This window comes from Pseudoduganella ginsengisoli (assembly GCF_009720865.1).
GTDB classification, from domain to species: Bacteria; Pseudomonadota; Gammaproteobacteria; order Burkholderiales; family Burkholderiaceae_D; genus Rugamonas; species Rugamonas ginsengisoli.
Genome location: NZ_WNLA01000020.1, coordinates 1 through 18,609, shown reverse-complemented (window position 1 = coordinate 18,609; position 18,609 = coordinate 1). Strand labels below are relative to the sequence as shown.

The window sequence follows — 18,609 nt, the reverse complement described above, 5'->3', positions numbered from 1 at the left end:
CCATTCAAGGTCTTGCCGCCTGCATTTCCTTACGCCACCAGCGCCATGACACCAGCGCATTGATGAAATACCCGGCGTACAGCACGGCGGTCAGGGTCAGGCCCCGGCTCAGGTACAAAGGCACGGACACGGCATTGACCAGCACCCACACGGGCCACGTTTCAATCCGCCGCGCCATCAGCAGCAATTGCGCCATGATGGAAAATGCCAGCACGGATGAGTCGATAAACGGCGCATACGCATTCGTGTACTTGTGCAGCAGCAAGCCATAAACCGCCGCCCCCACGATGCCGCCCACCGTCATCCACGCCATCGCGCCCAGTTTGACGGACGTGATCGGCAATGCGTGGCCATGGTCGCCCTTCGCCCATTCGCGCCAGCCTATGATGCACGTGACGATAAAGAAAATCTGCAGCGCTACGTCCGCATACAAACGGACGCTGTAAAACAGCACGCTGAACAGCAGGCAGCCGGCTATGCCCAGCCACCACGAATGTATGCTGTTGCGCCCGGCCAGGATGATGGCCAGCGCCATGACAATATTGGCAACAATTTCCAGCGTATCCATAAAGAAATTCTCGTGCAAAGTGGTCCATTCTCAGCGACGACCACCCTGTTCTGCAACTGATACCGAACTGACACCGCCCTGCCCTGTCCCCTGTGCGGGCGCGGGCTGATACTGCCGGCATGACCCTGACGGATACCGCCATGCAGCACATCGACCACGACGCCATTGCGTCCCCGCCCTTCCCGGCCCACGGCGGCCGGCGCTTTGCCGGTTATCTGCCGATGAACCAGATCTTGCAAGTGGGCGATCACCTGGTGTCCGCCAACGGCCTGTTTTTCGCGACGCTGGAGAGCGACGGCACGTTCCGCGTGTACCGCGGCATCGACCAGGATGAAGCACAGGGTTTGCTGTGGAGCAGCCGCAAAACCGGCGAACGGGGCCGTTATTTCGCGCTGGTGCAAAGCGATGGCAATTTCTGCGTATACCAGGGTTCCGACCTGGCCCACAATTGCGGCTGGCACTGGGGTACGCAAATGACAGCGCAAGGCCAGCAGTTTTATGCCGCCATGCAAGATGATGGGAATTTCTCGATCCGCGCCGGCACCGGCCCCGATGACAGCCGCGGCCCAATCTGGGCCACCAGCGTGACAGACCACGTGCTCAGCATCGAAGAAGTGCTGCACATCGAATATGATTTTTCCCGTGCGTGCGTGTTGCGCACCAGCCCGGCCAGCCAATACAGCGAAGTGGTCACTAACCACGGCAGCACGGCCACGTCCCACGCGCTGGCCGGCTCCATTGCCATTACTGAAACGTCGTCGTGGACCAATACGCCGGCCGCCACCCTGGGGCCGGATGTCGAATACCGGCACGGCGTGCCGGGCGTGTCGGGCGACGACTTTATCTTGTCGGATGAACCGGTCGATTACGTGGCCAACTGCGCCATCACGCGCATGACGGACTGGGCCTTCGACACGCCATACAACGTGCCGCCGCACGTTTCCATGCGTGCCGCCATCGCGCTGACCTACTCGACGATTTCCGTGCCCTACGTGCTGGTGGGCCAGTTGCGCTTTGAATCCGGCGCGCGCGTGGTCGGGGCGATCCGGGGCAACTACCTGGGCACCAATGCGCACAGCCTGACGGCCAGCTTCACGCCGCACGATCCATCGCCCAATGTGGGCAAGCGCATTTTGCGGCCTTTGCGCCCGCTGGCGGGAATGGTTGCGTATTAATAGAAACCGTTTGTGCCATGCTCCTCCGGCCTGCGGGCAATGATATAGTGCCTGAGCCATGAGTCTGGACGCCTCTTTAATTAACAATCTTGAAACGCCGCCGCCGCAAGATGGGCGCGTGCTGCTCGATGCCACGCTGCTGAAGCGGCTGCGCAAGGCGCGCGGCTTGAGCCAGGAAGCGCTGGCTGATTTGTGCTTCCAGAACCAGCTGTGCGTTTCCATTGCATCCATCAAGCGGGCGGAAACCGGCAAAATCGTGTTGTACCGCACGGCGCGGCACCTGGCGCAAGTGTTTGACGTGGAACTGGACCAGCTGATGTCGGCGGCCCTGCCAGACGCGCCGCCGCAACGTGTGGCGCAAGCCGGTACCGCGCCTGCACCGGCAACCCCGGCAGCGCCGGCCCCACCCGCCTGGCCATACAACCCTCCCGACCCGGCCGCAGCGGCGCCATCCCATCCCACGCAGCACACGATTGCCATCCCACCCGGCGTCCCAGCGCTGTACGACGTGCAATACGATGACGTGGTGCGCTATGTCGTCATGCTGCACGCGGAATTGTCCGCAGCGCCGGGCAGCGACAGCCTCGCCGCGCGCGACATTGCCGCCATCGTGCAGCAATTCGGCGGCAAGCTCATGGGCGTGGAACAGCGCACGGTATCGGCGGCATTCGGCTTGCCGCAAGCGTACCGCAGCGATGCGGAGCGCTGCATGCGCTGTGCGATTGAATTGAACCGCCACTTGCTGACGCATGGCGGGCGCGCCATGGCCATGCGCCTGGCGCGCTGGGAATATGGCGCGGCGACAGGCACGGCGCCGGACTTGCGGCAGCCGCCCCGCCCTGATGCCTCCGTGCTGCCATTCCGCCTGCCCCTGTACGTGGAGCGCAAGCTGTTGCCGCTGCTGGACCACCGTTTCCTGTTTACGGACGAAGGTGGGCTACCGCCTTGGCGCGACAGCGGCTATCTGCTGTTCAGCAAACCTGCCGCCAGCGACGCCAGCCAGTTGCCGCCCCTGATCGGCCGCTATGCGGAAATGCGCCAATTCAAAGCCGTGGCGGAAGGCGTGCTGGAAAGCCAGACAGGCCACATCATGTACGTGCGTGGCGTGGCCGGCGTCGGCAAAAGCCGGCTGACGCAGGAATTCACGGACATCGCCCGCGCCGCCGGCATGCGCTGCCACGCCGCCGAAGTGCTCGATACGGGCGCCGTGCATGCCGACCATGCGGGCGCGGACCATGGCTGGCGCGCGCCGCTTGAACAATTGGCGCGCAGCCTGCTGGGGCTGGGCTTGCATCCCGCGCCGGGCGACTCGCCCGCCATTGCCGACCTGGTGGCGCGCCTGTACCTGCCGCCCGAAACCACGCTGTTCTATCACGTACTGGCCAATGTGCGGCTGGACGTGGAACAGCATGCGCTGTACGCCGCCATGAACCAGGAGGTGCGCGACCAGGGCTGGGCGCGCGCGCTGCAAATGCTGGTACTGCGCCTGGCCATGACGGAACCGCAACTGATTGCACTGGAAGACGTGCACTGGGGCGACCCGTATCTGTTTGAAGCACTGGGACCATTGCTGGCGCTGTCGCATGAAGCGCCCGTGCTGTGGGTGATCACGTCGCGGGTGGAAAACGATCCGCTGGAATCGGCGCTGCGCCAGCAAATGGCCGACCTGGGTTTGACCGTGTTTGACCTGGCGCCCATGCCCGCGCGCGAAGCGATGGCGCTGGCCGACCAGTTCACAGATGTCGATCCCGGCTACCGCGCACGCTGCGTCGAACGCGCGCAAGGCAATCCTTTATTCCTGACGCAGCTGCTGGCCAGCCCCGGCCAGCAATTGCCGGACAGTTTAAAACTGTTGATCCAGGCCCGCCTCGACGGCATGCCGGCGCCGCACCGCCAGGCGCTGCGCATGGCGTCCGTGCTGGGTTCCCGCTTTGAACTGGAATTGCTGCGCGCGGCACTGGGCGACAGCGCTTACGAACCGCAGTCCGTGGGACGCGACAGCCTGCTGCGCAAGATGGGCGGCCATGCGTATGGTTTCGTGCACGACCTTGTCATGCACTGCATTTACGACACGATCGATCCGCAGCAATTGCGCCAGCTGCATGCCGTGGCGGCGCTGGCCTGGCGTGGACGCGATGCGGCGCAATGCGCGCACCATATGTACCGCGCCAACGATCCGGGTGCGCTCGACATGATGCTGCAAGCCATCCGGGAGCGCCTCGAGTGGCACCAGTTCGAAGCGGCGCTGGATCTGGCGGCGTCAGTCAATGCCTATGACTCCACGAGTTTTTCCAGCTTTGCGCTGGCGCTGCTGCGCGCCCACGCCAGCAGCGGCATGGGCCACATGAGCAATGCGCGCCAGTATTACCAGCACGCCATCATGCTGTCCGGACGGCCGCAAGACAAGATCGATGCCGTGATCGGGCTGGCCGGCGTGCTGAACATCCTGGAAGAACTGGAAGAAGAAGAACGGCTGCTCGATGAAACCGTGCCGCTGGCGCTGTCGATCGGTGCGGAAGCGGCGCTGGGCAAGCTGCTGTACTTGAAGGGCAATATCTATTTCCCGCGTGGTAATTACACGGAATGCCGCCGCTACCATGAAGATGCGGCGCGCTATGCGGAAGCGGCCGACATGAGCGAGACGCAGGCGCGGGCCTTGTCCGGCGTGGGCGATTCGTATTATGCGCAGGGCCGCATGCGCAAGGCATTTGACTTGTTCAGCCAGTGCCTGGCCATGTGCCAGCGGCACCGCTACGTGCATATCGAAGCGTCGAACCGCGCGGCGCTGGGCTCGACCCGTATCTACCTGGGTGATACGGAAGGCGCCGTCACCGATGCGCTGGCGTCCGCCACGCTGGCGCACAAAGTTGGCAACCGCCGCGCTGAAACGTTTTCCCGCATGACGGCCGGCTGGGCGCTGGTGGCTGACGGCGCACTCGATGAAGCGACGGAACAGGTGGAACTGGGACTGGAACTGGCGCGCAGCCTGGGCAGTTCACGTTTCGAGACGTTCCTGATGGAGAGCCAGGCCCGCGTCACGTGGCTGCGCGGCGACCATGCGCTGGCGGAGCGGCAAATCAACGCCACCGTGCAGCAAATGGAACGGCTGCAATTGCAAAACTTTATCGGGCCGTGGGTGCTGGGCACGCAAGCGCTGTTCACCCGCGACGACAGCACGCGCCGCCGCGCGCTGCTGCAAGGCGCGGCCTACCTGACGCGCGACTGCCTGGCGCACAATGCTTACCGTTTTTATTTGAGCGCGGCGGAAGTGTCGCTGCTTGATGGTGATGTGGTGGCGGCAGGCTTTTATGCAGACCAGCTGCTGGCGACGGCGGCGCAGGAACATTGCGCGTGGGCCGAGCATCACGTGGCGCTGCTGCGCGCGTATGCGCAATGGCTGCGGGAACCGGATGAAGCGCTGCGGCGGGCGTTGTCGGAACTGGATGACCGTTCGGTGCAGTATGGATATGCGGAGGCGGCGCCACGGTTGCGCCAGGCGCTGCAAGGCGTGGTGCAGGGCCGGTTGCGGAAGGTGCCTTAGCGTGCCTTAGCGTGCCTTATCCGGTTCGCGACAACACAGCGATATAGCCTGCCACGTGTTCATTGCCATCCTTGCGCAAGACTTGCGTAGCGAGGCTGTCCGCCGTCAAGCCATGCGCTTGCGCGAGGGCCTGCACGTAGCTGGCTGAATGCGCATAGCGTCCGCTGGTGTTCAGCGCATAGTCCTGCGCAGCACCACTGTCGAGCGCTTCCACGGAAAACGCAAACACGCCCCCTGCCCGCAATGCGTGGCGGACAGCGCGGAACAGTGGCTGCAAATCGCCCAGGTAAACCAGCACGTCGGCGGCCACCAGCACATCGGCGCTGCGCCCCTGCAAGGCGGCGGCAATATCGGCACACACCAGTTCATCGTACACGCCGCGCGCAAGCGCCTGGTCCAGCATCAGCGGCGACAAATCCACACCGGCCAGCGTGCGCGCGAAAGGGCGCAGCAGCGGGCCGCACAAGCCCGTGCCGCATCCGAGGTCGATCACATCCGCTGCCACCGGCTGCAAGCGCCCCGCCAAAGCGGCCATCAGCAAATCCGGTACGCGGTAGTGCAGCACGTGCTGCAGATGGTGGTCGAAGCCGTCGGCGTACTGGTCGAACAGCGCCGCCACATAATGCGCAGGCGGCGCGGCGGGCGCCGGCTGCACACCCAGCGCCGCCAGGTGGTAATTGACGGCGTCCGCGTCGGCGCCGCACGCCAGCGCATCGCGGTAAGCGTCAATGGCTTCCTCATGCTGGTTCAGCACGCGCAGCGCATTCGCATAGTGCAGGTACGCTTGCGCATCGCCGGGCTTCAGCGCCAGCGCGTGCTTGTGGCAATCCAGCGCCTGCTGCGTGCGGCCCATGCGCAGCAACAGCGTGCCGTAAGCGCTCCACGCCCCGGCATTGTCCGGGTCCGCTTCGATCGCATTGCGGTACGTCTCCACCGCTTCCTCATTGCGGCCCATGCCTTGCAGCGCGATGGCGGCGCCGGCATACGACGGGCTGTGGCCTGGCGCGATGGCCAGCGCGCGGCCATAACTGTCGAGCGCTTCTTCATGGCGACCCAGGCGGTGCAGCACGACGCCCCGGTTGCACAGCGCTTCCACATAGCCCGGCTGCTGCGCCAGCGCCGCATCGTAATCAGCCAGTGCCTCAATCAGCCGCCCCAGATGGCGCAGCGCATTGCCGCGGTTGGCCAGCGCCATCGGGTAGCGCGGCTGCAAGGCCAGCGCGCGCGTATAGCTGCGATACGCTTCTTCGTGGCGCTGCGCATCCTGCAGCGCGGCGCCCAGGTTGCAATGGACAATGGCTTTTTCACTGTCGATGGCCAGCGCGCGGCCCATCAGCCGGATCGCTTCATCGCACGCGCCGGACTGGCGCGCAATCACGCCCAGCAAATGCAGCGCATCGAAATTATCGGGGTCGAGCCGCAGCACTTCGCCATACAGCGTTTCGGCTTGCGCCAGGTTGCCGCGCTGGTGCAGCGCGACAGCCTGTTGCAGCAATGGAGTGGTGCGGGAAGAAGACATGGCAGCGGCGGGACGTTGGGAAAGCAGCACATTAACAGATCGTGCCGCCTTATGTCCCGCCGCCGGGAAGCTTACTGCTGCTGAGGAGCCGGCTGCGAGCCCTGCTGCTGGTTGCGTTTGGCGATTTCATTGCCCACGAAGCCACCGCCAATCGCACCGGCCACGGTAGCGAGTTTCTTGCCATTGCCGCCGCCCACCTGGTGGCCGATCAAGCCGCCGACCACGGCGCCGATACCGATGCCCAGCGCGCTGTTTTGCGGCGCGGCTTGCGGTGCAGGCTGTGGTGCAGGCGCAGACTGGGCTGCCACTTGCGGCTGCTGCGCTTCAGCGCGCGGCGCCTGGTGCGCCGTCTGGCTGCTTTCGCTGCGCGCGGTGTCGTGGCGGCGCGGCGCGTCATGATGTACTGCCGGTTTCGGCGCAGGTGCGGCCGGTGCGGCTGATTCCTGGGCCACCGTCAAACCCTGTGCACCGGCAGGCAGTGCCGATGGCGCTGCCACTTGCGAGGCAGGCTGCGTGTCCGCCTGCACCACTTTCGCGGGCTCGCTGTGCGACGTTGGCAGTAAGCCAGTCACGGCGGCAATGCCGGCCAGGCTGAATACCGTCAGCGATACGGCAGCGGTTGCCACCAGCGGGTGGATGCGTTTAGGGGTAGCGGTCGTTTCCATATTGTTCTCCGTAAGTAAAGACACTGGCGTGTCGTTGCTACCTTAACGATCGAGCCCGCTTGTGGGCTGTGAGCAAAATGTATCGACGGTAAGTACTTGTAACGCCTTGACAGGCGCCTTTATTCATTCCATTATTTCTGTAACGACAGAAATTTCAGAAAACATTATGCGCATCTTGCTTATCGGCGCCAGCGGCTTTATCGGACGGCATTTGCTGCGCACTTTGCGCCGCGCGGGTCACGACGTGACGGGCGCTGGGCGCAGCAGGGCTGCAGATGTGGAAGATGCATGGTGCAGGCTGGACATGGCGCAAATGCACCATGCCGACGCGTGGCAGCCGCATCTCGCCGGGTTCGACGCCGTCATTTACAGCCTGGGCGTATTCCGGGCCGACGACGAATCGCTGTACCTGCAACTGCACCACACGATTCCCGCGGCACTGTTTGACGCCTGCACGGAAGCGGGCATCGAACGCGTGATTTACTTGTCCGCGCTGGGCAGCGATTCCGAAGCCATAACGCCCTATTGGCGAAGCAAAGGACGCGGCGAAGATGCACTGCGCACCCGCCAGCTAGATTACACGATCGTGCGGCCATCCCTGGTCTATGGCGCGGATGGCGCCAGCAGCCAGATGTTCCTGGCGCTGGCGTCGCTGCCGGTGGTTGCGCTGCCGGCCGGCGGCAAGGTGCAGCCGGTCCACGTCGATGACTTGTGCGACGCCATCACCGCCCTGCTGCGCCCGGAACACCGGCACGTCCGCACGCTCGATGCAGTGGGCCCGAATCCCATGCCGCTGTCGTCGTATCTGGCCGATTTGCGGCACGGCATGCGGTCCGGCGGCGAGCTGATGCTGCCGGCGCCGCTGGGGCTGGCGCGGGCAGCGTTGCGCCTGACGTCTTTGTTTCCATACAGTGCCGTCACACCGGATGCGCTGGTCATGCTCCAGCATGGCAGCACGGCCGACGCCTCCGCCATGCATGCGCTGCTGGGCCGCCCGCTGCGCGCACCCGCCACGTTTGCCACGCCGGCCCAGCGTGCAGACGCCGTGCTGCGATGGAGCCTGCCACTGGCGCGGCTGGCCATGACCATGCTGTGGCTGTGGACCGCCTACGTATCGTGGTTTGGCTGGCCCCACAAAGACAGCCTGGCATGGCTGGCCGCATGCGGCATACCGGCATCGCTGCAAACGCCGGTGCTGGCATGCGCCAGTGTGCTGGATGCCGCCATCGGCATCGTGCTGCTGTGCACTGCGCGGCGCTGGCTATGGCTGCTGCAATTGCTGCTGGTGGGCGGCTATACCGCCGCCATGACTGTTTGCCTGCCTGAATTCTGGCTGCATCCTTTCGGCCCCCTGTCGAAAAACTGGCCCATCCTGGCGCTGCTGCTGATGCTGTGGCGCCTGCACCCTGCCAAACAAGGAAAATAAATTGGAATACCTGACCACCAAGTGGCTGCACATCCTGTCGGCCACGCTCATGTTCGGCACCGGCTTCGGCACGGCGTTTTACATGTTCTTCACAAACCGCAGCCGCAACGTACAGGCGATTGCCGTCGTCACGCGCTGGGTGGCGCGCGCCGACTGGTGGTTCACGACACCGTCCGTCATCATCCAGCCGCTGTCCGGCCTGTGGATGATGCACCTGGCCGGGTATCCGCTGGCGACGCACTGGATCATGTGGTCGCTGTGGCTGTATGGCCTGGCAGGCGTGTGCTGGCTGCCCGTCGTGTGGCTGCAATTGCGCATGCGCGATATGGCGCAGGACGCCGCCGCGCGCAACGCCGCCACATTGCCCGCGCTGTACTGGCGCTATGAGCGGTGGTGGACGCTGCTGGGCTTCCCCGCGTTCGGCGCCCTCGTCATCGTCTACTGGCTGATGGTGAATAAACCCGTTTAATCTTTTTCAGGGCGCCACACGGCCACCAGCGCCTTCATCTTGGTCCAGAACGGCAACCGTTCATCCGACAACACGTCGAGGAAATCCGACAGCCGCTTGGACTTGATCATCGTGTACGCGGTCAGCACCGTCGTGATGACGAACGTGACGGTAAAGATCACCAGCCGCCGCTCCATCGACGCATCCGCTTCCGCCAGCAAGTTCATGCCAAGGAAACCCGTGGTGACGGTGCCGATCAAGCCAAAGATCGTCACCACGGTCAGGCGCACCACGGTATTGGCCTGGCGGCGCAAGCTGTCCGCTTCCAGGTAGCCATTCATGTCTTCCATCCGCACCTTGACTTCCGCGTGCAAGCGCTCAAGGCCCAGCTGCGACGAACACATGCCGAACAGCGTCCGCACCAGCGCCTGTTCGGAAATATCCTTGAACCAGTAGCGGTGCGTAAAGCGCAGGAAGCCTTCAAACGAAGCGCGGATGCGGCGCTTGAAGCGGCGCACGCTGTTGGCGTCCACCACGTTCAGGCAATTGAGCGCTTCGGCCAGCCGGTCGGAAAACATCAGCAGCGACGACTTTTGCAAATGCGCGATCAGGAACAGCAAGAAGTGCTGGTGCCGGAATTGCGCCAGCACGCCCCGGTCGCGGCAACAAAAATAATCGGACTTCGCATCGCCCACGACGATCAGCGACAGCCCGCTACACAGGTAGCGCGTGTGGGGCGCGGCGCCGGCTTCGCTCCAGAAACGGTCGTAGCACACCTGGTGTTCGAAATCATCCTGCTGCCGCGCCGTGTACGGCGATGCGCCATTGCCATTGCCCATCACGTGGCCCAGCCGGATGAAGTCATCGCGCGACAGCGCTTGTGGATCTTCCACCGACAGGAATGCCATGACCGGCATGCGGTAATACTCGATTTGCCGGTAGCGCAGCGCGCCCGGCTCTTCCACCGGGTCATACACCAGGGGCGCCAGCAGGAATTTCCAGTGCGACGCGATGCGGGGCGCGCGCTTGCGGCACACGTGTTCCAGGAACACATCGCGGTTTTGCGCATCGGATGCCGCCAGCACATTGCCGTGCGCATCGAGCCACTCGACTTTATGCATGCAGTGCAGCGCATGGCCCTGCTCATCCCAGCCGGCCGGATAGCCGCGTCCAAAGCGGTACAGCACGTCCTGCGCCTGCGCCAGCGGCAAATCCGATGCGCCGACTTCCACGTTCAGCATCACGACGTCGACGTCATAAAAGAAATACAAATCGACGTGTATCACGTCCAGCAGCAGCGGCTCGTCGCCGGGACGCGACGTGACCCGCACGTGCGCCACGTCATGGCGGCGGAATACGCGCATGCCCGCTTCACCGCGTTCCCCCCGCCCCGTGCGCGCTTCGCCGTACAGGAAGCGCTGCACATACGGCAGGAACGTGACGAATTCGTTGTAATGGCGTTCGTGGAAGTTAGCAGTGCCGCCGTCAAATTCATCGATGACTTTGCGCCATGGCGACGTTTCCCCCAGCGCTTGCAGCACTTCCCACGGCCGCCGGCTGGTCTGGTCCATGCCCGTACCCGGCATTAAGCGTAAAGGCCACAGCAATACCTGGCGCAACTGGTGGACGTGGGTGCCGGATGCGGGTGCCGCACTGTTTTCTACCGTCATGCGCTGTCTCCTTGGTCTTTGCAGCCAATGATATCAATCCCGATATCAATTGCTAAAAAAAAGTCATTGGCTTTCTCCCCGCACGGCGTTCTAACCTGATTTTCGCAACACCACACTGATAAAAAAGGAGACGACTTTGAAGAAATTACTGGCATCCCTATGCCTGGCGGCGGCCGCACTGATTCCCGCTTCCGCATCCTCCATCACGCTACAAGGCTTACAAAACGCCCATGATCCAGGCACGTTGACGAAAGATGGCGACACCTGGTTCAACTTCACGACCGGCACCGGTATCTGGTATTCAAAATCCACCGACATGCTGAACTGGGCCGGCGGCCCGGCGCCGGTGTTCACTACGTACCCGTCGTGGATTACCAACAAAATCCCAGGGTTTTCCGGCTCGTTCTGGGCGCCGGACGTCATCCACATGAATGGCCAGTATTACCTGTACTACTCCGTGTCGAAATGGGGCACGACCACGTCGGCCATCGGCGTGGCACGTTCCCCATCGCTGAAAAACCCCAGCTGGACAGACCTCGGCATTGTCGTGGAATCGTTTGGCGGCACGTCGGAAATCAATGCCATTGACCCGGCGCTGTTCCGTGACCATGACGGCAAGGTGTACATGTCCTATGGTTCATTCTTCGGCGGCATCGGCGTGGCGGAAATCAACCAGTCGACGGGCAAGCTGGCCGGCAACGTGACAAGGATTTTGGGCGGCAGCGGCGTGGACATGGAAGCGCCGTACATCGTGCGCGAAGGCGGCTATTACTACCTGTTCGTCAACCGCGGCGCATGCTGCAAAGGCGTGGACAGCACGTATTACGTGGAAGTGCAGCGGGCCACGTCCGTCACGGGTCCCTACTCCGGCACGCGCACGATCTTGCCGAACGTCGATGGCAAATACAAAGGCCCAGGCCACATCGGCGTGCTGAAACAGGATGGCTGCAATTTCGTGTCCACCCACTATTACGACTTGAATGACAGCGGCAACGCGAAGCTCGATATCTTGCGCATGACGTATAGCGGCGGCTGGCCCGTCCTGACGCGCAATTTCACGGATTTCAACGGCTGCGGCGGCATCAGCGATGGCCCTTACGTGATCAAGTCGCGCTTGTCCGGCAAGGCGCTGGCCGTCGCTGGCGGCGCCACCACCAATGGCGCGCTGGTGCAGCAGCAAACGTACACGGGCGCGAAAAGCCAGCAGTGGTATGCCGTCGGGCACGGCGACGGCCAATACAGCATCATCAACGCCAACAGCTTGCTGAGCCTCGATGACTACGATAACTCCACTACAGCCGGCACCAACATCGCGCAGTGGGGTTACTGGGCCGGCAATGGACAGCACTGGTCCTTTGCCAGCCCGGCGTCCGGCTATGTCACAGTGAAGAACCTGCTGTCCGGCATGGTGCTCGACGTCGCCGGCAAGAGCACGGCGGAGAATGCGCAAATCATCCAGTACCCGCTGAATAACGGCAGCAACCAGCAGTGGAGCCTGAGCCGGCCATGATTATTTGGCTTTGCTGATTTCCACTTCCCAGCCCGGGCCGGAACTGACCTTGTACTGGCGCGCGAAGTTCCCCTGGCGGATCGCCACCGCCACGTCGAGCAGGCTGTTGAGGTACACCAGCGGCTTGCCGACTTCCACGCCGCCAAACGTATTGTGGAATGGCGCCACGTAGCTGCCTGCCTGCTTGCCGTTGTGCAGGATGCGCACTTGCACCTTGTCGCCCGGCGCGATGTTTAATTCCGTGAACAGGGCTTTCGGGATGTTGGTCCACACGTTGCCATACTTATCGTCCAGCACGGGGATCATGCCGCGCACCACGTTGCCTTCACGCGCCGCTTTCTTGTAGGGCAGCTTGACGACGGAATCGGCCGGCAGCACTGGCCCCACCTGTTCAAACGTGATCTGGCCCGATGCAAGGCGCGCGCCCACGTACACATAGACGTCGCGGCCATGGAACGTGTACGACTCGGCAGAACCCGGCAAGCGGTTGACCTTTTCATCGACTTCGCGCAATTCCGCCACGCCGTCGCGCTCTGCAATCAGCGTGAACAAGCCATTGTCCGGGCCCACGAAATAGCGGCCCTCCCTGGTTTTCAACACGACGGACTTGCGCGTGGTGCCGACGCCGGGATCGACCACCGACACGAACACGGTGCCTATCGGCCAGTAATTCGCCGTCTGGTACAGGCGGTAGGCGCCCAGCCAGATATCGTATTCAGGAATCTGGTGCGTCAAATCGGAGACGCCCAGTTTCGGATCCACGCCGAAAGCCACGCCGCGCATGGCGGAGACGGCGCCGTCGGCAGTGCCAAAGTCAGTCATCAAGACCAGCGCGTCGGCGGCGAGCGCTTGCGTTGCAGTGAGTGCGCTGAAGGCCGCAGTGAGTAACAGGTGACGGAATTTCATAAATTAAAAGGTATAAGTCAGTTTGCCGTAAAAATATGCGCCGTTGACGCCCACAGGGTTAATGAAGTTGTAGGGCAGCGCGCCGCCATACGTGGCCGCATTGGTCTGCCGCACGCGGTCCGGGTAGCGGTCAAACAAATTGTTGCTGCCCACGGCGGCGGTCCACTGCCTCGCCAACTTGTATTGCGCCTCGATATCCACGGTCCAGACAGGGCCGAAGTATTGCGCATTGACGCCTTCCACCACGGGTGCGTCGCTGTCATACACGAAATCCTGCAACGCGCCGAAGCGGGTGGCGCGCACTTGCACGCCCAGCGCGCCGCCCTGCCAGTCGGCGCCCAGCACCAGCTTGTTTTTCGGCGATGCGTGCTTGATGCGGAACAGGCCCGCATCCGTCAACAGCGGCAAGTCCGGATCGATCTTCGCCAGCGCGGCGGAACCCGTGCGCGCCTGGTCCAGCCGCGTCTTGTTGACGTTCAGCGCAGCGCTGAGGTTCAGCGTACCGCCCGCGGCTTTCAATTCGTGGTTCAACACAGCGTCAACGCCGCGCGTCGCCGTATCGAGCAAGTTGGCAAGGAAGGCCACGGAACCAATGTCCGTGCGGCCTTGACCGGCCAGGTACGCGCTGACGGCATCGCTTTGCAAATCACTGGTGCGCGTAATGCGGTCGCGCAAACGGATGCGGTAAGCATCGACGGACAGGCTGGTAGCCGTGACAGGACGCCACGCAAAGCCCAGCGACACGTTTTCCGATTTTTCCGGCTTCAAAGGCTGCGCACCGAACGCGCGGGCCAGCGTATCGGATGCGGGCAGCAGCGCTGCCGTCTGCAAGCCCGTGCCATCGGCATTGAAGTTCAACGTGGCGAAACGGAAGCCCGTTTGCGCCAGCGCCGGTGCGCGGAAACTGTTGGACACGGCGCCGCGCACCAGCAAGCCTGGCGCCACCTTGTAGCGCGCCGACAGTTTTCCAGTCTTGGCGCTGCCAAAATCGCTGTAATCCGACCAGCGCGCAGCGGCGCCCAGCAACAGCGCGCCGAATTCCGTTTCCGCGTCGGCATAGACGGACTTCACGTTGCGGCTGCCGTCAAAGGCGTCGGCCGGACGCAAGCCGGGTCCCGCCTGCGCGCCGGGCGGCGCATCCGTGAATGGGCCGCCGGCATACGATGCAGGATCGCCTGGCAGCGTGCGGTACGTTTCATGCAACCATTCCGCGCCTACGGCCACACTGACCGGCGTTTGCCAGCCCACGTTCACGTCGCGCGTGGCATCCACGTTCAAGCCTTGCTGGCCCGTGCGGAACGACGCCAGATGGAAGGCTGTCGGGCTTTTATCGCCCAGCGAGGCATTGACGGAATGCGACACGCCGTAATTGAACCTGTCGCTGCCATGGCGCGCGCTGGCATCGACATTCCACGCGTCCAGCGCGAATTTCACACCGGCCACCACGCTGGCATCGGTCTTGTTGCCATGCGTGACAGGCCGGTAGCCGGCCGGGTACAGCGCCGGCACATTCGATGGATCCCCCGGATAGCGGAACCACGCGCTGCCGTCTGACAGGCGGCGGTTCAAGGTCGCAAAACTGTAGGCGTCAATACCGCCGCCCAGCGGCGCCAGCGCGTTATAAAACAGCGAGCCGCTGTCTTGGCGCGAATCGCCGGACTTGAACAAGATTTTGCCATCGAGCGCCAAATCGGCCGGCGTACTGTTCCACGACGTCCAGCCCGCGTCGCTGCGGCCCGCGCGCTCCGTCGGCAGGCGGCGGCGCGCATCGAAGCCAAAGCGCACGAAACCTGCGTCGCCGATGGGAAGCCCGGTATCGGCACTGGCCGTCGTGGTCTGGCCATCGGTCAGCGTTTGTCCCGTGGGTTTGAAATCCGTATGGTTGGCGCCATAGCCGATCGACGCCGTACCACCGCTGCGGCCTTTCTTCAATACGATGTTGATGACGCCCGCCACGGCGTCGCTGCCATATTGCGCCCCGGCGCCATCGCGCAGGATTTCTATGCGCTCGATGGCGCCGGCTGGAATGGCATTGATATCGACCGGCACTGTGCCGGCAAAACTGCTTTCCGTATCGAGCAGCGCACTGGCGTGGCGGCGCTTGCCGTTGACCAGCACCAGCACCTGGTCCGGGCCCAGTCCCCGCAACTGGATGCCGCGCACGGAATCGGACGCGCCGGAAGATTCAATGCGGGGGAAGTTGATCGATGGCGCCAGGTTTTGCAGCGCAGCGCCCACTTCGCCGGACGACAGCGCATTGGCGACTTCGCGGGCATTGAACAGGTCGACGGGCACGGGGCTGTCAAACACGGTACGGGCTTTGGCGCGGGAACCAATGATGGTCACCTGGTCTGGCGCGGTCTCTTGCGCATAGGCGCTGGTACTGGCGGCCAGCACCGCCCAGGCAATCGCCGTCAATTGCAGTGGATTCATGTTTTTTTCTTTGCTGACGAGAACGTTGGATTGATCTTAACTGGGCAACCGGCAGTTACCAACGCTGCAATTGTCATATGCATATTGGCGTCGCCGTATAACCACGCGCATTCGGTACTTGAATAAAGGCACTGCTTCTGTCACATTGAAACTTTACTGACTGTCGATGTCACATGATGCGCGCGCGCCCATTTTTACTTGCTGCGCTGTGCCTGGCCGCGCTGCCTGCGGACGCCTGCCATTTGCGGATGGCGCCTGAATCCTGGCCGCCTTACATTTACAGCGGCGCCAATGGTGTACTGGCCGGCGCCGACGTCGAACTGGCGCAAGCCATCTTGCGGGAAGCTGGCTGTACGATCGAGTTCGTGGCGGAATTGCCGTCGCTGCGCCGTGAAATCCTGTTCCGGCAAGGGAAGCTCGATTTGATGCTGGCCGCGTCGAAGACGGAAGAACGGCGACGCTATGCGCGCTTTTCCTCCCCCTACCGCCAGGAGCATGTGCGCCTGTTTGCCGCCCCCGACAAAGTCCAGAAATTTGCCGGCATCGACAGCTTCGACGCCATCGCGCGCCAGCGCATTGCCGTGCTGGCGCCTCGCGCCGGCTGGTATGGCGCCGACTATGCACGGGCCGCGGCGGCAACCGATGCTGGCATGTGGCGCAATACCTTTGGCAACTTCCAGCAAGGCATACAAATGTTCCGCGCCGGACGGGCGGAATTGATCATGGGCGATGCGGCCGCGCTGGAGCACGCGGCCAGGCAGCAAGGCATTACGCTGGCCGCCCTGCCGTATGTGCCGTTCAGCGCCCCCGTGCATTTGATGCTGAATGCATCAAGCACGACGCAAGACCAGCTTGCCCGCATCAACAGCGCCATCGCCCGCCTCGAACATAGTGGCGCGTTGGCCACGATCCGCACCCGCTACGGGTTACACTGACGGTAGAATGTGAGGATCCATACATGGGATTTCACACATGCTCCGCCATGCTGTTTGCACCATCCTGATGGCTTGCGCGCTGCCGTCGGCCGCCGCCGTGACTTTACGGCTTTGCACGGACGAACATTCGCGGCTGCCCTACATCACGCCACAGGGCACGGGGCTGGCGGACCACTTGATCCGCGCTGCAGCCAACGAACTGGGTATCACGCTGGAATTCCGCCCCGCGCCGATCTCCCGCTGCCGCGAGGAAGTCCGCGTGCATGCCGTCGATGGCTTCCCCACGGTCCCTTATTCGCCTTCCGTGACGGACTTCATGGCCTTCCCCATGCATGGCGACGACGTCGATGCGTCCCGCGCCATCAGCAATATCCGCGCGATGGTATTCCGCCGCACCGGCACCGCCACGTCATGGGATGGCGTGCGCTTCGTGCAATTGACAACGCCGGTGCTGGTGCCGTTTGGCTCCGTCCTGCTGATGGACCGTGTCGGGAAAATGGGCATACCCATGGAAAACACGGCGCGCGGCCTGGAAGCGAATTTCCAGAAATTGCTGGCCGGCCGCGCAGAAGTGGCCGTCGGTTCCGAATTTACCGGTGCAGCCTTGCTGACGCAGCCGCAATATGCAGGCAAGATTGAAATGCTGCCGATCCCTTTTTCAGACGAGCCCTATTACCTGAGCGTTTCCAAGCGTTTCAGCGACGCCAACCCGGGGTTGATGGAAAAGCTGTGGAACACGATGGCCCGCATCCGCAAATCCCCCGCGTACCAGCAAGAGATGCGCAAGGCGCTGGACGATTATGCGCGGGCGCCGAAAGAGTAGCGGCAACGGAAGCGCCAACCGCCGCCCCGCCACACTCCCACATTGCAAGGAAATGTTTTCATAAGATTATTATTTCATTATTTACATCAAGTGATATGCTGACTGGTGCACCGCTCATGTTTTTAATCCGGTATGTCACCACTTTCCTCGTCAGTATTACCTGCCGCGCTACCTGGCGACTGGCCTTTTGAAATCCGCCGCCCCCTTGGCGAAGGGGGATATGGCCAGGTGTTCGAAGCATGGGATAGCACTCTGCAACGCCGCGTTGCGCTGAAATATCTGAAAGCCGGCATCGGCGCCAGCGCGAATCACTTGCTGCAGGAAGCGCGGGCCGCCGCCTCGCTGCGGCATCCAGCTTTTGTCCAGGTGTATATGGTGGCGGGCGGCGGCGAGGGCATGGCGATCGTCATGGAACTGGTCGATGGTGAACCGCTGAATCGGCTGCTGCCCCTGCCTGCCGCCATGGCGCTCGACGCCGCGCAGCAAATTGCCGGCGCCATGCAAGAGGCGCACGATGCGCATCTGGTCCACGGCGACCTGAAACCGTCGAACCTGATGATGGAAGCGTCCGGCCGGATCCGCATCCTGGACTTCGGACTGGCGCGCCGCCTCGACCCATTGGCGACCCAAGACACACTGTCAGCGCAGCCGCAGGGCACGATTGCCTACCTCGCGCCCGAACGCCTGCTCGGCGGCGCCCCGGCGCCATCCGGCGATATATATGCACTGGGCGTCATCCTGTACGAAATGCTGGCTGGCCTGCGCCCGCTGGCTGGCCTGAACGGCCTGGCGCTTGCCGCCGCCCAGTTGCAGGCGACATCGGACCAGTGGCATTACCCGGACCAGATCGCGCCGGAAGCCGTTGCGCTGATCCGCGCGCTGACTGCCCATGACCCGCGCCTGCGCACACCGTCCATGCGGGACGCCAGTGCGGCCATCGGCGCGCTGCAGCACGCGCCGGTGGCGGTGCCGCCAGGCCGTGAGCGCGGC

The 18,609-nt window shown here is 63.2% G+C and carries 14 protein-coding genes; 8 read left to right on the top strand and 6 right to left on the bottom strand.

Annotated features, from left to right (window positions below; translation table 11 throughout):
• Positions 1 to 4: 4 nt before the first annotated feature.
• Positions 5 to 568 carry a nicotinamide riboside transporter PnuC gene (gene pnuC / locus GM668_RS23495; RefSeq protein WP_155441402.1) on the bottom strand — a complete coding sequence of 188 codons (564 nt, stop codon included), beginning with the start codon at positions 566 to 568 and terminating at the stop codon, positions 5 to 7.
• Positions 569 to 687: 119 nt separating this feature from the next.
• On the opposite strand from pnuC, the gene GM668_RS23490 reads away from it, so the two are divergent.
• Both GM668_RS23490 and GM668_RS23485 read left to right on the top strand, forming a co-directional pair.
• Positions 688 to 1,743, top strand: a complete 1,056-nt coding sequence (locus GM668_RS23490) for a hypothetical protein (RefSeq protein WP_155441401.1) — start codon at positions 688 to 690, stop codon at positions 1,741 to 1,743.
• A gap of 58 nt (positions 1,744 to 1,801) precedes the next feature.
• A complete protein-coding gene (locus GM668_RS23485) occupies positions 1,802 to 5,284 on the top strand; it encodes an ATP-binding protein (protein WP_155441400.1) in 3,483 nt (1,160 codons plus the stop codon).
• A gap of 16 nt (positions 5,285 to 5,300) precedes the next feature.
• Here the strand turns inward: GM668_RS23485 and GM668_RS23480 are convergent, their stop codons facing one another.
• Positions 5,301 to 6,803: a tetratricopeptide repeat protein gene (locus GM668_RS23480; protein ID WP_155441399.1), complete on the bottom strand. Its 1,503-nt coding sequence runs from the start codon at positions 6,801 to 6,803 to the stop codon at positions 5,301 to 5,303.
• 71 nt (positions 6,804 to 6,874) lie between these two features.
• Positions 6,875 to 7,468 carry a glycine zipper 2TM domain-containing protein gene (locus GM668_RS23475; protein WP_155441398.1) on the bottom strand — a complete coding sequence of 198 codons (594 nt, stop codon included), beginning with the start codon at positions 7,466 to 7,468 and terminating at the stop codon, positions 6,875 to 6,877.
• 166 nt (positions 7,469 to 7,634) lie between these two features.
• Here GM668_RS23475 and GM668_RS23470 point away from each other — a divergent pair, with 166 nt between their 5' ends.
• Both GM668_RS23470 and GM668_RS23465 read left to right on the top strand, forming a co-directional pair.
• Positions 7,635 to 8,894 carry an SDR family oxidoreductase gene (locus tag GM668_RS23470; protein ID WP_155441397.1) on the top strand — a complete coding sequence of 420 codons (1,260 nt, stop codon included), beginning with the start codon at positions 7,635 to 7,637 and terminating at the stop codon, positions 8,892 to 8,894.
• Position 8,895: 1 nt separating this feature from the next.
• Positions 8,896 to 9,363: a DUF2269 family protein gene (locus GM668_RS23465; RefSeq protein ID WP_155441396.1), complete on the top strand. Its 468-nt coding sequence runs from the start codon at positions 8,896 to 8,898 to the stop codon at positions 9,361 to 9,363.
• Here the strand turns inward: GM668_RS23465 and GM668_RS23460 are convergent.
• Positions 9,360 to 11,012 carry a hypothetical protein gene (locus GM668_RS23460; RefSeq protein ID WP_211923443.1) on the bottom strand — a complete coding sequence of 551 codons (1,653 nt, stop codon included), beginning with the start codon at positions 11,010 to 11,012 and terminating at the stop codon, positions 9,360 to 9,362. The two genes, GM668_RS23465 and GM668_RS23460, sit on opposite strands and share 4 nt — an antisense overlap.
• Before the next feature lie 136 nt (positions 11,013 to 11,148).
• Here GM668_RS23460 and GM668_RS23455 point away from each other — a divergent pair, with 136 nt between their 5' ends.
• Entirely contained in the window at positions 11,149 to 12,522 is a 1,374-nt protein-coding gene (locus GM668_RS23455; RefSeq protein ID WP_155441395.1) for a family 43 glycosylhydrolase, read from the top strand.
• On the opposite strand, the gene GM668_RS23450 is transcribed toward GM668_RS23455, so the two are convergent.
• Entirely contained in the window at positions 12,523 to 13,428 is a 906-nt protein-coding gene (locus tag GM668_RS23450) for an SAM hydrolase/SAM-dependent halogenase family protein (protein ID WP_155441394.1), read from the bottom strand. It abuts the gene before it with no gap.
• A 3-nt stretch (positions 13,429 to 13,431) separates the two neighbouring features.
• Entirely contained in the window at positions 13,432 to 15,861 is a 2,430-nt protein-coding gene (locus GM668_RS23445; protein ID WP_155441393.1) for a TonB-dependent receptor plug domain-containing protein, read from the bottom strand.
• A gap of 173 nt (positions 15,862 to 16,034) precedes the next feature.
• Between GM668_RS23445 and GM668_RS23440 the strand changes: the two genes are divergently transcribed.
• The 3 genes from GM668_RS23440 to GM668_RS23430 all read left to right on the top strand — a co-directional run.
• Entirely contained in the window at positions 16,035 to 16,796 is a 762-nt protein-coding gene (locus GM668_RS23440) for a substrate-binding periplasmic protein (RefSeq protein WP_229499785.1), read from the top strand.
• 37 nt (positions 16,797 to 16,833) lie between these two features.
• Positions 16,834 to 17,619: a substrate-binding periplasmic protein gene (locus GM668_RS23435; protein WP_155441392.1), complete on the top strand. Its 786-nt coding sequence runs from the start codon at positions 16,834 to 16,836 to the stop codon at positions 17,617 to 17,619.
• 132 nt (positions 17,620 to 17,751) lie between these two features.
• On the top strand, positions 17,752 to 18,609 hold an 858-nt coding region (locus tag GM668_RS23430), incomplete at its 3' end, for a serine/threonine-protein kinase (protein WP_155441391.1).

Coding starts and splice junctions, on each gene's coding strand:
- pnuC (WP_155441402.1), bottom strand. CDS start 568: ATGGATACGCTGGAAATTGTTGCCAATATTGTCATGGCGCTGGCCATC.
- GM668_RS23485 (WP_155441400.1), top strand. CDS start 1,802: ATGAGTCTGGACGCCTCTTTAATTAACAATCTTGAAACGCCGCCGCCG.
- GM668_RS23440 (WP_229499785.1), top strand. CDS start 16,035: ATGATGCGCGCGCGCCCATTTTTACTTGCTGCGCTGTGCCTGGCCGCG.
- GM668_RS23480 (WP_155441399.1), bottom strand. CDS start 6,803: ATGTCTTCTTCCCGCACCACTCCATTGCTGCAACAGGCTGTCGCGCTG.
- GM668_RS23490 (WP_155441401.1), top strand. CDS start 688: ATGACCCTGACGGATACCGCCATGCAGCACATCGACCACGACGCCATT.
- GM668_RS23445 (WP_155441393.1), bottom strand. CDS start 15,861: ATGAATCCACTGCAATTGACGGCGATTGCCTGGGCGGTGCTGGCCGCC.
- GM668_RS23475 (WP_155441398.1), bottom strand. CDS start 7,468: ATGGAAACGACCGCTACCCCTAAACGCATCCACCCGCTGGTGGCAACC.
- GM668_RS23470 (WP_155441397.1), top strand. CDS start 7,635: ATGCGCATCTTGCTTATCGGCGCCAGCGGCTTTATCGGACGGCATTTG.
- GM668_RS23450 (WP_155441394.1), bottom strand. CDS start 13,428: ATGAAATTCCGTCACCTGTTACTCACTGCGGCCTTCAGCGCACTCACT.
- GM668_RS23460 (WP_211923443.1), bottom strand. CDS start 11,012: ATGACGGTAGAAAACAGTGCGGCACCCGCATCCGGCACCCACGTCCAC.
- GM668_RS23435 (WP_155441392.1), top strand. CDS start 16,834: ATGCTCCGCCATGCTGTTTGCACCATCCTGATGGCTTGCGCGCTGCCG.